This is a genomic window from Chitinophaga sp. (genome assembly GCF_039596155.1).
Classification (GTDB): domain Bacteria; phylum Bacteroidota; class Bacteroidia; order Chitinophagales; family Chitinophagaceae; genus Chitinophaga.
Genome location: NZ_JBCNKF010000015.1, coordinates 60,023 through 73,326, shown reverse-complemented (window position 1 = coordinate 73,326; position 13,304 = coordinate 60,023). Strand labels below are relative to the sequence as shown.

Below are 13,304 nucleotides of genomic sequence, written 5' to 3'. Positions count from 1 at the left end.
AATTATTATCCGGGCGGGCTTTGGGCCCGCCTTTTTTTGTCCCAAAATAAACCTGTTTCATCACTATTAAGAAAATATGACCTTTATTTAAAGCAGCTTTGGAGAAAATTCCATTCATGAAACGGCTTGTTTTTTTCTTTTTGTTGTTATTGTTTGTTCCAACATTTACCCAGGCCCAGCTTGTTTCTTTTGGTAAGCAGGATAGTGTTTATTCATCCATCCTGCACGAAAACCGTCCGCTCTGGATCTATACCCCTTCAACAATTGACGATACTGCTTACTTTCAGCGTTGCGCTTATCCTGTTATCTATTTATTAGATGGCGATTCCCAGTTTGCAACGTTGCAAACCATGATACAGGCATTGGCAGTCAATGAGATGAATACAGTATTGCCACAGATGATCATAGTCGGTGTGTTGAACACGCCAGGTAACAGGAACCGGAATTTAGGAAAGGAACCAGAAGACCTGACCCGTTTCTTCGAAAAGGAGCTCTTCCCGTACATTGAAAAAAAATACCCCACGGCACCCTATCGTGTTTTGATAGGACATTCGTTAGGTGGTCTGTATACTACGCATACATTACTGCATCATAAGGAGCTTTTCAACGCTTATATAGCATCTGATCCAAGTTTCTGGATTGACAGTGCGGCTATTATAAAATTGGCTCCGGCATTGCTCAGGCAGGATTTTTCAAAGAGGAACTATTTCCTCGCGATGGCGCATACAATAAATCCGGCGTTGGATACGGCGCAGGTGCGTACAGATACGTCACTTGGCGGCAGGCATACGACGGCCATAATGGATATGGTAGCAATGCTTAAAAATAGTAACCATTTGCGATGGGATTATCAATACTATCCGGACGATGATCATCACTCCATTCCTTTCATCGCTATTTACGATGGTTTGCGGTTTACTTTCCCGCATTACAGGTTTCCTACCTATCTCTATACCGATGATAGTTCCGCAGATTCTTTAAAAACACTGATAACAGATCATTATAAACAGTTATCAAAAGAGATGGGTTACAACGTCCGGCCTCCGGAATGGTTCCTGAACAAGATGGGGTACTGGAACCTGATGGATAAGCGATATGCGAAATCAGCGGTTTGTTTTCAGCTGAATATCGGGTATTATCCGGATAGCTACAATGTATATGATAGCATGGGGGATTATTACAAAGAAACCGGGGATCTCCGGAATGCGATTTTAAGCTTCAAAAAGGCCTTGTCTCTCCGCGAGAAGGCGGAGGTGAGGGCAAAGCTGGAAAAGGCGATCCTGGAAGCCGGAAACGGGCAGACAGTGGGAACGCATTGAGTGCTATAGATATGTGGCCTGAACGAGTCTGTGCGAAAGACCAGTTCAGGTATAAACTTTACACTGGATACCGGGCCGGGTGAACCTGTGAATGACGGTGGGGTTACATGGAACGCTTCACCACAGGATCAGGCGAGCCCGGTACCGGTTTTTACTGATTGTTTTTCACTTCCGGAACGGGTAATCCCGGTACGGGTTTCAAATCTTCTTTATGAATAAACAGGGAGATGGAGTGTCCTGGTATCTTCACTTTTCCACTCGCCTGGTACACTTCCTTATCCTCTGATTTCCATTTACTGGTATCCAGTATCCGTTCCCATCCTTTCGCATATTTTTCTGCCGGTAGTGTGTATTCGATGGTTTCATGGTGCGCATTGAAGATAACATAGAAACTGTCATCTACCATTTTTTCGCCCCTTTCATTCACGCATCTTAGTCCTTTTCCATTCAGAAAAATGCCAATTGTTTTTGCATAGTATTCCTTCCAGTGATCTTCCTGCATTTCCGTCGCATCCGGCTGGAACCATCCAATATCTTCGACCCCTTTGATCGCCTGTCCCTGGAACCAGCCAGGTCTGGCAAAAGAGGTATGCGATTGGCGGATCCTGATCATCTCCCGGGTAAACTCCTGCAGTTCCTTATCCTGTTTAGACCAGTCCAGCCAACTTATTTCGTTATCCTGGCAATACGCATTGTTATTTCCATGCTGGGTATTTCCAATCTCATCGCCGGCTACCAGCATTGGTACGCCCTGAGAGAGGAACAGGGTGGCCAGGAAATTCCGTTTTATTTGTGCACGGAGCGTATTGATGCCTTCATCCGCCGTTTCACCTTCGACGCCCCAGTTGCAGGAATTGTTATCATTGGCGCCGTCGTTATTATTTTCTCCATTGGCCTCGTTGTGTTTGTGATTGTAAGAAACGAGGTCGTGGAGCGTAAAGCCATCGTGTGCGGTAATGAAATTGATACTGGCCGTCGGCAGGCGGTAATCGGCCTGGTAGAGATCCGGGCTACCGGTAAACCTGAGGGCAAATTCTGCCAGCATACTATCGTCGCCTTTCCAGTATCCGCGGATACAATCTCTGTAAATACCGTTCCATTCAGCCCATCCGGGCGGGAATTTACCTACCTGGTATCCGCCTTCACCTACATCCCAGGGTTCAGCAATCAGTTTCACCTGGCTGATCACGGGGTCCTGGTAAATGATTTCAAAGAAGGCACTAAGGCTATTCACTTCGTGTAGTTCCCTTGCCAGTGCGGAAGCGAGGTCAAAACGGAATCCATCGATATGCATTTGTTCTACCCAATAGCGGAGGCTATCCATAATGAGCCGGAGTACGTTAGGTAGTCGTGCATTCAGGGTGTTGCCCGTGCCTGTGTAATCCATATAGTAGCGCTTGTCTTCCGTCAACCTGTAGTATGAGCAGTTGTCGACTCCTCTGAAGCTCAGCGTCGGGCCCATATGGTTGCCTTCGGCAGTATGGTTATACACCACGTCGAGGATTACTTCAATACCTGCTTTATGCAGTGCTTTTACCATTTCCTTGAATTCGTGTACCTGCTGCCCCTGTACACCTGAAGAGGAATACCTGGCATCAGGTGCAAAGTAGCCAATGGTATTGTATCCCCAGTAATTGCTCAGCCCTTTTTCCGCCAGGTGTCTGTCAGACACGAAGTGATGAACAGGCATGAGCTCGACCGCAGTAATACCCAGCTTTTTCAGATAATCGATTGTCACCGGGTGCCCGATAGCTGCGTAGGTACCCCTGATCTCTTCAGGAATATCAGGATGCATTTTAGTAAATCCTTTGACGTGCATTTCGTAAATGATCGTAGCGTTGTAAGGAATTTTCGGACACTTGTCGTCTTCCCAGTCGAAAGTATCTTCTACTACTACCGATTTCGGAATATATGGGGCACTGTCGGCATCACTGAAGCTAAGGTCTTCATCCGGATGTCCTATCTGGTATCCAAACAGGGAGTCATGCCAGTTGATGGTACCGGAAATGGCTTTGGCGTATGGATCTAACAACAATTTATTGGAATTGAACCGGCTGCCCTCATACGGGTTGTAAGGCCCACTTACGCGATAGCCGTAGAGTTGGCCGGGTTGAAGACCGGCAACATGCACATGCCATACCTGGTGAAAGCGCTCTGTCATTTTAATGCGTTGCGATTCTTTTGTGTCTGTAAGGCTATTGAAGAGGCAAAGTTCAACGCCTTCGGCATAATCAGCGTAGATGGCGAAGTTTACACCTCTTTCGTCTGGAGTTGCGCCTAATGGATATGGACTACCAGGGGTTATATGAGCTGGTAAATCGAGGGTCTTTGGACTGTTATTCATTTATTCTACAGCGATTAGTTCTAGCCATAAGGCGGTAAAATTCATGCCATTGCAAATGTTATTCATATAAGGTCTGGCAATTATTGCAGAAAAATGATCTCCTCTGAGTGGTACCCAAATATTCTTTGATCAACGGTATATGACAGCGGGGGCAGGTTTTGCGGGTATGTGCGAGCCAATGTTTTTTCAGTACAAATGCCTTTTTCCACGCCAGGAAATCGAAACTGTATTGCCGGGCTTCCTGTATGAGTTCTTTCTTCTTTTTAAGGGTTAATTTCCCCACTTTGCTGAGAGGATGAATGCGGGTCCGGAATAATACTTCATTTTTAATGATGTTGCCTGAGCCTGCAAAGATGTCCTGGTCGAGCAGGGCATCGCATACAAGCATATCAGGTACTTTCTTCAGGAGTTGCATGACCTTGTCTGCATTCCATTGTTTACTGAGCAGGTCTATTTCCCAGTCGTAGACATCGTCGAGCGGTTCATCTATAACTTTGACGGCACAGGTGTAGAAGTTCAGTTCTTCTTTTTCGAAAGAGAGCCGGAGGGTGGGATTGGATGGCTTTCGTTCATTGATGCGATAGGTACCGAACAGGAGGAGGTGAATGCGGATGGTAAAGCCACGGAAACAGATAAGGAGGTGTTTGCCCCAGCTTTTAATTGCGATGATCTTTTTGTTTTTTAACCGGGAGAGATCAATTTTTGAATAGCCTGTGGCTTCAATGACCTTTTGGCCTTTGAAGTGTGCGAGTTCTTCTTTGAGTATAACAATGGAAGGGCCTTCGGGCATTCGTCAGATGAATTTAGTTTTATGGTATGCAATGAATGATTTAGCCGGTGTTAAATGAACTTTTGTAGTTGCTTAAGCACCTGCTGCATGTTTATTCCTTTACCTAACAGGCCTTTGAGCAGGTCGCCTGCCAGGGCTATTCTATCTGGCATATTGAAGATGTCAAATTGCCGGATGGAAAGTCCCTTTTTTACCTCTTCCCATCTGAGTGGAGCAGATACGGTAGCGCCGGGTTTAGGTCGTAAAGAATAGGCAACAGCCATGGTTTGAATCTGCCTGTTTTGCAGGAAGTCCAGGTAGATCCTACCTTTTCTTTTAGCGGGTGAACGTTCAATGCTGGTGATATCAGGCAGTCGTTTATTGATAATTTGTACGATCAGCTCCGCCAGCATGCGGGACTGATCAAAGGTATATTTAGCGCCCAGTGGAATGAGGATATGCATACCGGTGGAACCGGAAGTTTTGACGAAAGAGTCGGCTCCTACATCATCTAGTAGTGATTTGATTTCGAGGGCGGTCCGGATGACTTCGTCAAAATCATTCGTATCCGGATCCAGGTCAATGAGACAGTAATCGGGATTGTCCGGTTTATTGATACGGCTATGCCAGGGATTGAGTTCAATGCAGCCAAGGTTGGCCATATAGAGCAGCGCAGCTTTGTCTTTGCACACGAGGAATTCTTTTGTTTCCCCATCAGATTCACTTACATAAGGGAAAGTTTCAATCCAGTCGGCAACTTTGTCTTCTACGTTTTTTTGATAGAAGTGGAAGCCTTTGATCCCGTCCGGGAACCTGTTTAGCGATTGTGGACGGTCTTTGAGATAGGGAAGAATGGTATCGGAGATGGCTGCGTAGTAGTTAAGCATATCTCGTTTGGTGATACCTTCATCGGGCCAGTATATCTTATCGAGGTTGGTGAATTTTAATAGCTTACCATCGATCTTTAATTCGACTTCTTTTTCATCAGCAGGGAGGAGGGTGTTAGAAGAAGATTTGTTGCCTGCTTTTTTAGATGCGGCTTTTTGCTTTTCTTTTGGGCCTGACATTTTTGAGGCTTTTGTTTGTTGAGTGGTTGATTTTACAGGCACAGCCATTTTTGCAACGGCTTTCTTTGCGGTTGCCTTTTCGTTAGCTGCTTTTTTAGCCGTCGTTTTTTTATCTGAGGCAGGTGCTTTCACTACCTTTTCCTTCTTCTCATTCCTGGCTTGCTTATCTTCTCTCAGTCCCAAAAATATGGGTTGCCTCAAAATGCCATCTCTGGTTTCTTCTGCAAATTTCACCTCGCATACCAGTGCTGGTTTCAGCCATGTCGCCGGCATGTTAGTTTTAGGTTTTACTTTAAAAGGCGAATTGTTTGTTATCAATGGCTGAAACTTTTCATACAATTCTTTCAATGATTTTGTGTCGAAACCTCCGCCGGTATGCCCGATATAATGTAATATGCCATTTTTGTATTTGCCCAGAATCACTGCACCAAAATGTTTCCGGCTATTTCTTCCTGCTGTATATCCACAGATAATTGCCTCTGTCCGGAGGTTGTTCTTTACTTTCAGCCAACTGTCAGACCGTTTCCCTATACCATATGTACTGTCTGCATCCTTCGCCATGATACCTTCCAATCCTTTTTTTAGCGCCGCCTGGTAGAAGGCCGTTCCCTGGCCATCTTCGCCGGTAATGTGTTCACTGAACCTGATAAGTTCATTGTCCGGGGGTAATATTTGTTGTAAAATTTCCTTCCTTTCGATCAGTGGCAATTGCATAATGTCTTTGCCATCATACCATAGCAGATCAAAAACGTAGTATGCCAGGTGAACAGACTTGCCTGTTTTCAGATAATTCTGCAACGCCTGGAAATCAGGATTCCCCTCATCATTCAGGGCGACTATTTCCCCGTCGATAACGGCTTTTGTATTCCATTCCTGCAAGGCTGCTACAATTACGTCAAATTTTTCATTGAAAGAAAGCTGATTCCTGGAAAGCATGGTGACTTTCCCCTTATTTAAATAACTGACTGCTCTGTAGCCATCCCATTTGATTTCATAGAGCCAGTCTTTCTTATCAAATGGTTTTTCGGTAAGGGTTGCCAGCATGGGCTTGATTTCCCTGGGCATAGCAGCTTTCCTGCCTTTTGAGAGAAGGGTGGAGAAGTCTTTTTCAGGATGAGCAACGACATCTGCCTTTGTTTTTTTTGTAGCGGTATTTTTACCTTTAGCGGTGGTTTTGGCATTGGACTTATCCGCTTTTTCTTCCCGGTTACTCTTCCAGACCTTATCGGGCGCTTTTTCCACCTGGGCCAGCGTTCTTCCGGATAACACTGACTTCTCTTTTTTGGTTATATCTGCAGTGGCCGCATATTTATCTTTTATCTTCATCAGCAACCATGTATTTTCCCCTCTGCCATGGGTTTTCACCAATGCAAATTCCCCTTTCAGTTTCTCTCCTTCCAGTATAAAATGCAGCTTCCCTTTTTCGATAGAAGATAATAATTCCTTTTCCCATCCTTTTTTCCCGGGTTCGCTGATCTGCGGCACATAGGTTCCTTCATCCCAGACAATCACGGTTCCTGCCCCATAATTCCCCGAAGGAATCACCCCTTCGAAATTCTTATAATCATAAGGATGATCTTCTACCATCATGGCCAGTCTTTTTACAGATGGATCCATAGAAGGCCCCTTTGGAACAGCCCAGCTTTTAAGTACACCTTTCATTTCCAGTCTGAAATCATAATGTAGGTGAGATGCATCATGCTTCTGTACTACAAAATGCAATTCCTTGCTATCATTTTTACCTCCTGTAGGTTCAGGGGTTTTTGAGAAAGTTCTTTTCTGCCGGTACTTAGCTAAGCTCATAACGAAAAAATTTTAACTGGTCATAGCCGTACCTCCGTTCGGATGTAATATTTCGCCGGAGATAAAGGCCGCATCTTCCGATGCCAGGAAAATATAACAGGGCGCGATATCTGCAGGATGGGCCGCATATCCCATGAGTGCATCTTTCCCAAAATCGGCTACTTCCTGTATTGTCATTCCAGTATCTTCTTTCATAGCCTGATTCCAGATCGCACCGGGAGCGACTGCATTGACCCTGATTCCTTTTTTAATTAAGAGAGAAGACAGCGCCTTCGTAAAGTCGATGATTGCCTCTTCGGTAGAAGTATTGATAATACTGCTCCCTGCTGCCAGGTGGGGAATGGCGTGATTGACAAGGTAGTACTGCGGTACGATGTTCTCCAGTGCTGCATTATTTACAAGAATGTCGATCTTACCGAACTTACTAATCGTCTTATCGACTGACTGTTTGCAACCATCTTCCCTGGTGACATCGCAGTACAGGAGTAATGCCTGTTTACCATACCCACTGATCATGTTCGCGGTTTCTCTCGCTTCAATGCCATCATCATTGAAAAGGATAGCAACTTCCGCGCCTTCCCTGGCAAACTGAACCGCAACCGCTCTGCCCAGACCTTTGCCTCCGCCCTCTATCAGCGCGACTTTGCCCTCAAGACGGTGACATCCGTCTTTTATCTTGTCGTAGAGAATAGATGGAAAGAAAATGGTTTCGGGCTCACCTTCTGTTTCACTATCTCCACAAGGCATTTCATGGAGATATCTATACCGGGTAGTTTGAGTGCTTGCTTCCATAACTCTGTTGTTTAGTTTTTTTCAATAAAGCATCTAAGTTTTGTCACAAAAGATCTGGTGTGCTTTTATCAGAAAGGTACGTGTTCTAAAAAGCGGTTGTGACTGGTAAGCATTTTTGCATTTGTCTCACTAACTTCCAGAATTATGCCATAGTGAGGAATGCCCTTGTTTGGGACCTTTTAAAAATGTTAAATTCGCCTTTAATATGCCGGTAGATTATATATTAGAAATGATAGAGGAACTGGGACGCGCTATGAGAGCAATTATAGCGAGAAAAAAGGACCAGCCTGCCAAGGCCCTGGATGAAATCCGTATGGCTTTCAATGGAACTAAGTTTGGAAACAAAGCATTTTTTGATGGTTTGAGTCCGGAAGAGTTAGCAGTTTTTGTAAGGGAGCAAAAGGTGGACTATCGGGCTGCAGATTATATAGTTGACATATTATTGGAGGAGGCGGATATAAACAGGGACCTGGAGTTGGAAAGACTGGCAATGGGAGGAGCGGAGCAGCAGCCGGATCCGTCACATTTACTATTATTATCAAAGATTCAGGTCCTCATCGATTACACAGCAGCAGTAGAGACTTCATTAAAAATATTCTCACTGAAAAGAAATCAGCAACGCGAACGATTGAGAAGTTTTTAACCCATTATCAGCTCAATTTTCTAAACAGACTGCGAGCAAAATGAGTTGTACCTTTAAGTGCTGAGCGCTCATAGTAGCATATTAATGAGGCTGCGGTAAGGCGTAGGGTGCTAAATTCCTCATTCCCGGGGGATCATCCTATGGCACTATCATTGCCGTGATATATGCTAAAAATCAACTTATGAGTAAGATTATAGGCATTATTGCAGGGAGTCTGCGCAAAGAATCATTTTCTAAGAAAATTGCCAATGGGCTGCTTCAAATGGCTCCGGAAGGATTTGAATTCAGGATCATTCCTATTGATGAGCTGCCCATATACAACCAGGACTTTGATGACCATCAGAACGTTCCTGCTACTTACGTCACTTTCAGAAATAATATACAAGCAGTAGACGGGCTCATTTTTGTCACACCGGAATACAACAGATCCATACCCTCCGTTTTGAAAAATGCCCTTGACGTCGGTTCAAGGCCTTATGGGGAAAGTGTGTGGGATAGGAAACCTGGTGCTGTATTTAGTAACTCTCCGGGGAATATCGGTGGTTTTGGCGCCAATCATCACTTGCGGCAATGCCTGACATTTCTTAATATTCCTGTCATGCAACAGCCTGAAGTGTATCTTCAAAAATCCAACGAATTATTCGATGAAAAAGGTGATTTGAAGGAGGGAGATACAAAGGAATTTATTGCAAAAGCGGTGAACGCTTATATTGAGTGGTTTGGGAAGAATGCATAGTCGCTATAATGAAGTTCATATAGAAGTTCCGTCCCCTGCCTGTAGCCGTTTCGCACAGGTAAGGGACGGAATGCATTACTTTTTAGTTTATAAGTTCATTTCTTTAGCTTATCTGCTGCCGGTACGAACCGGGCCCGCAGATCCGGATCCTTCATATCCTTGTCCAAAGGGAACATCGGATGTGAGATATGCTTATAACCCAATCGTTCCAGGTTTTGATCCACTCCACCCGGCGTTAATGCCAGCAACCAGTCTGCGCGCATGTTATATAATTCCGGTTCCAAATAACCAATTTTTACCACGACGATAGCTGCCTTTCGTGGATTCAATCCCAACCGGGTAAAATCTTTTTCCTTATGATAAGGCTTCCGCTTCTGTGTTACTATTACATGCACACTACCCACCTTCACCACTACTTCTACTACCGCATCCTTATCGCCATACTCAATCGACTCTATCGTTCCTGCCAGCTTCACAGGTCCGGCAAACCTCGCGTCGACCTTTGCACCTGCTTCTGCCTCTATATGCCTGCCAACGCCCAACTCAATCGCCTTCTTTACAAATTCAGGTCCTGGGATACTTGCATAAATCAACTCAGGTCCATTCTCTGATTTAAATGCCGGATGCGCCAGGATCTGTGTTAGCGTCCACGTTACATCACCTGCGCCACCTGCGGTTGGATTATCTCCCGAATCACTGATAAAAAAGGGATGCTTATCACTCTTAACGGCTGCCTCCAGCGCATCCTGTAAGGACGCAGTCGGTGCTACAAATTCAAACTGTTCTCTCACATCCCAGAAGCGCTTTGCCAGTTTCCCGGCTTCTGATGTCACTGTTGCCTTATCATCTCCTGTTACCATCACTACCGCATGATTTCTTGGCTCATCTGCCCATGCATATCCAATCCAGATAGCAGCGTCTATTATGCCCGGTTTAGCCGCCGCGGGGGCTACCTGAGCATACAGACTTTTACCCGGCTCAATACGTGTAGATGTTTTTTCGCCCGGTAGTAAGATTGGTACAGGTATCCATACCTTATACGCTGGTTTGCCCTTACCGCTTTTCAATCTTTCTATCAGGTTGCGTACTGCTCTTTCCTTGGTGTCCAGCGCATCTTCATGTGGCGCCATCCGGTAACACGTGATCAGATCTGTATGCTCAGCCAGCCGCCAGCTTACATTACCATGCAGGTCCATGGATGTACTGATCAGCGTTTTCGTGCCTACCACCTTGCGTATACGAACAATAAAATCACCCTCCGGATCTTCCATGCCTACTACACTCATTGCCCCATGAATATCGAAATACAAGCCATCATAAGGTAAATGTTTCTTTAAGGAATCGAGTGTTTTCCTGACGAGCGACTCATAGGCTTCTTTCGTTACAGCACCACCGGGCAATGCATGTCCCGTTATGGTCGGGAACCACACCGCTGCCTTGCGCAGTGGAGAATCCTCCGACATAAACGGATACGTTTTAAATACATCATTGCCATACTGTGCCTTAAAAGCCACTTCATCTGAAGTAGCAGGAGAGAAGGTGCTGGACTCAATTGCAAGACCGGCAATTGCAATTCTTGGCTGCTTTTGCTGCGATACAGCAATGCCACCCATCAGGCAATAAACTGCTATTAGTAAGATCGCACGTTTCATAGATTTTCACTTTTAGCATAGATACCCTGAAAAATAATGAAAAGGTGATAGTATTTTATGAAATATTGACTGATTTAGATAGCCAGGTCATTTATGTCAGCATATCTTTTTACCAATGATTTAATGTACCTTTTCAGGTATACCTCATTTAAAAAGATATTTGAGTAATCTTCAAACCGCTGGCACTGTACGCCGAGGTAAAAGAAGTACATACTTATCCCCAGCGCCGGCAGCAAGGCTTTTTCTTCTTCAGATAACTGCGTTACAGCCGCATATCCGGACAGAAAAGCCGCTACCTTTTCTTTACAATCGTCCAGGTTCTCCCGTTCTGTACTATAGATCTGCAGGATGTAATAAGCCAGGTCATAAACCAGCATCCCATTCCCACAAAAATCAAAATCAAAGATGTTGATCTCTCCGTTATGGATATTCAGGTTATCAAACCATATGTCCATATGTACGGCGCCATGTCTCACTTTCGTGTGATCGATCGTTGCAAATACATTCAACAGGTAATCCTGTGCCTGTTGCATCCATTGCATCTCTTCTGTTTCTACAGGCAGATAACCTTTTAATCTTTCAAATGGCTCTACCACCAAAGATGACGGCGTATACTCCACCCTGTCCAGTTTGAAATTCTCTGTTACCTGATGAATGCGTGCCATTGTAACACCCGCTTTGTAATGCAGCGTAGCCGGAAACTGTAATACTTTTTCACCCTGCGCAAAGGAAAACATTACACCGAACCGCAATCCCTCGGGGGCATGCATTAGCTGTAAATACTCGTTGTCAAAATCAGCAATGGGGAATGATACAGGCAACTCATGTGCATGCAGTAAATTTAACAAACGAACCTCTTCCAGGATATCTTTTTTACTACGCCAGTTGAGGCAATAGATCCTGAAGATGTACTTCTGTATGCCATCTGTTACAAGATATGTGTGATTTATACCTGCTTTCAACAACCTGCAGGTGGTATCACGACTGAAATTATACTTTACCTGAAATATAGGGACCAGGTATTGGGCCGACAAAATGGAACTAACTACCGGAAAATGTGTCATGGTATAAATGGGTTTAAATGGGGTCGACAAAAGTATACAAAAAACATGTATTTTAGCGGCTTACTCAAAAACATAACATGACTTCCAAAATACCGGTAACCATCATTACGGGGTTCTTAGGCTCCGGGAAAACCACGCTTATCCGCAACCTCATTCAGCATGCGAACGGCCGTCGCCTGGCAGTGATTGTAAATGAATTCGGTGAAATGGGCATTGACGGAGAATTAATTAAATCCTGCTGCTCAAACGAAGAAGACGTGCTGGAACTCAACAATGGTTGCCTGTGTTGCACTGTGCAGGAAGAATTTCTGCCAGTGATGCTGCAGCTGATGGAAAGAAAAGATACCATCGATCATATTATCATTGAAACTTCCGGCCTCGCATTGCCTAAACCATTGCTGCATGCTTTCAACTGGCCGGATCTGAAATCTCAGATCACCGTAGATGCGGTGGTGACTGTCGTTGACCTGGTAGGTCAGGCAACCGGCGAGATCTGCGACCGTGAGCGTGTTCAGGCACAGCGACTGGCCGACGATTCACTCGATCATGAAACGCCGATTGAAGAGCTCTTTGAAGATCAGCTTTCCTGTGCTGACCTCGTAGTGCTGACCAAAAAAGACCTGCTGGAGGGATTACAGTTTGAAGAAGTAACTGGTATCATCAGCAGCAAGCTCCGTCCAAATGTGAAGATGGTAACCGCAGCCAATGGCGAACTCCCTGCAGATGTTTTGCTGGGGGTAAAGGCCGCTGCTGAAGATGACCTGGAAAGCCGACACTCTCACCATGAAGAAGACCATGCCAATGGTCTCGATCACCACCACGATGACGATATCGACTCTATCGTTGTAACCGTTACGGCACCGCATACACCGGAATCACTGGTAACCGCCCTGAAAGAAATGGTAGCAGAACATGAGATCTACCGTATCAAAGGCTTTATCGATATTCCTAACAAACCTATGCGCATGGTGCTGCAGGGCGTGTCTCACCGTTTTGATCATTACTTCGACCGTAAATGGAAAGAGAATGAAACCCGCAAAACCAGTCTTGTATTCATCGGTGATGAACTGAAGGAAAAAGACCTGTCTGCACTGTTACACGAAAAGTTAAACTAA

Annotated in this window: 10 protein-coding genes; 4 read left to right on the top strand and 6 right to left on the bottom strand. The window is 45.0% G+C overall.

The features are described from left to right. Positions 1-116 precede the first annotated feature (116 nt). A complete protein-coding gene (locus tag ABDW33_RS15865) occupies positions 117-1,319 on the top strand; it encodes an alpha/beta hydrolase-fold protein (protein WP_343691057.1) in 1,203 nt (400 codons plus the stop codon). Between the two features lie 151 nt (positions 1,320-1,470). Here ABDW33_RS15865 and glgX read toward each other — a convergent pair whose 3' ends face one another. The 4 genes from glgX to ABDW33_RS15845 are packed head-to-tail and all read right to left on the bottom strand — an operon-like array spanning position 1,471 to position 8,094. Then, on the bottom strand, positions 1,471-3,663 hold the full coding sequence (glgX, locus tag ABDW33_RS15860) for a glycogen debranching protein GlgX (RefSeq protein ID WP_343691056.1): 2,193 nt from the start codon (positions 3,661-3,663) through the stop codon (positions 1,471-1,473). 58 nt (positions 3,664-3,721) lie between these two features. Beyond that, the gene (locus ABDW33_RS15855; protein ID WP_343691055.1) at positions 3,722-4,453 is read right to left on the bottom strand and encodes a DNA-formamidopyrimidine glycosylase family protein; all 732 of its coding nucleotides are present in this window, start codon (positions 4,451-4,453) and stop codon (positions 3,722-3,724) included. Between the two features lie 50 nt (positions 4,454-4,503). Next, positions 4,504-7,302, bottom strand: a complete 2,799-nt coding sequence (gene ligD, locus ABDW33_RS15850; protein WP_343691054.1) for a DNA ligase D — start codon at positions 7,300-7,302, stop codon at positions 4,504-4,506. Between the two features lie 12 nt (positions 7,303-7,314). Continuing rightward, positions 7,315-8,094 carry an SDR family oxidoreductase gene (locus ABDW33_RS15845; protein ID WP_343691053.1) on the bottom strand — a complete coding sequence of 260 codons (780 nt, stop codon included), beginning with the start codon at positions 8,092-8,094 and terminating at the stop codon, positions 7,315-7,317. Positions 8,095-8,299: 205 nt separating this feature from the next. On the opposite strand from ABDW33_RS15845, the gene ABDW33_RS15840 reads away from it, so the two are divergent. Both ABDW33_RS15840 and ABDW33_RS15835 read left to right on the top strand, forming a co-directional pair. After that, on the top strand, positions 8,300-8,737 hold the full coding sequence (locus ABDW33_RS15840) for a hypothetical protein (RefSeq protein ID WP_343691052.1): 438 nt from the start codon (positions 8,300-8,302) through the stop codon (positions 8,735-8,737). Positions 8,738-8,918: 181 nt separating this feature from the next. Next, positions 8,919-9,473: an NAD(P)H-dependent oxidoreductase gene (locus tag ABDW33_RS15835; RefSeq protein ID WP_343691051.1), complete on the top strand. Its 555-nt coding sequence runs from the start codon at positions 8,919-8,921 to the stop codon at positions 9,471-9,473. Positions 9,474-9,568: 95 nt separating this feature from the next. Here the strand turns inward: ABDW33_RS15835 and ABDW33_RS15830 are convergent, their stop codons facing one another. Then, complete coding sequence (locus tag ABDW33_RS15830; protein ID WP_343691050.1) at positions 9,569-11,125, bottom strand: M81 family metallopeptidase; 1,557 nt, start codon at positions 11,123-11,125, stop codon at positions 9,569-9,571. Between the two features lie 74 nt (positions 11,126-11,199). Continuing rightward, on the bottom strand, positions 11,200-12,189 hold the full coding sequence (locus tag ABDW33_RS15825) for a phosphotransferase (protein WP_343691049.1): 990 nt from the start codon (positions 12,187-12,189) through the stop codon (positions 11,200-11,202). A 77-nt stretch (positions 12,190-12,266) separates the two neighbouring features. Here ABDW33_RS15825 and cobW point away from each other — a divergent pair, with 77 nt between their 5' ends. Continuing rightward, entirely contained in the window at positions 12,267-13,304 is a 1,038-nt protein-coding gene (gene cobW / locus ABDW33_RS15820) for a cobalamin biosynthesis protein CobW (protein ID WP_343691048.1), read from the top strand.

Excerpts from the sequence above, each read along its gene's own strand:
- ABDW33_RS15840 (WP_343691052.1), top strand. The coding sequence starts at position 8,300 with ATGCCGGTAGATTATATATTAGAAATGATAGAGGAACTGGGACGCGCT.
- ABDW33_RS15830 (WP_343691050.1), bottom strand. The coding sequence starts at position 11,125 with ATGAAACGTGCGATCTTACTAATAGCAGTTTATTGCCTGATGGGTGGC.
- glgX (WP_343691056.1), bottom strand. The coding sequence starts at position 3,663 with ATGAATAACAGTCCAAAGACCCTCGATTTACCAGCTCATATAACCCCT.
- ABDW33_RS15825 (WP_343691049.1), bottom strand. The coding sequence starts at position 12,189 with ATGACACATTTTCCGGTAGTTAGTTCCATTTTGTCGGCCCAATACCTG.
- cobW (WP_343691048.1), top strand. The coding sequence starts at position 12,267 with ATGACTTCCAAAATACCGGTAACCATCATTACGGGGTTCTTAGGCTCC.
- ligD (WP_343691054.1), bottom strand. The coding sequence starts at position 7,302 with ATGAGCTTAGCTAAGTACCGGCAGAAAAGAACTTTCTCAAAAACCCCT.
- ABDW33_RS15865 (WP_343691057.1), top strand. The coding sequence starts at position 117 with ATGAAACGGCTTGTTTTTTTCTTTTTGTTGTTATTGTTTGTTCCAACA.
- ABDW33_RS15855 (WP_343691055.1), bottom strand. The coding sequence starts at position 4,453 with ATGCCCGAAGGCCCTTCCATTGTTATACTCAAAGAAGAACTCGCACAC.
- ABDW33_RS15845 (WP_343691053.1), bottom strand. The coding sequence starts at position 8,094 with ATGGAAGCAAGCACTCAAACTACCCGGTATAGATATCTCCATGAAATG.
- ABDW33_RS15835 (WP_343691051.1), top strand. The coding sequence starts at position 8,919 with ATGAGTAAGATTATAGGCATTATTGCAGGGAGTCTGCGCAAAGAATCA.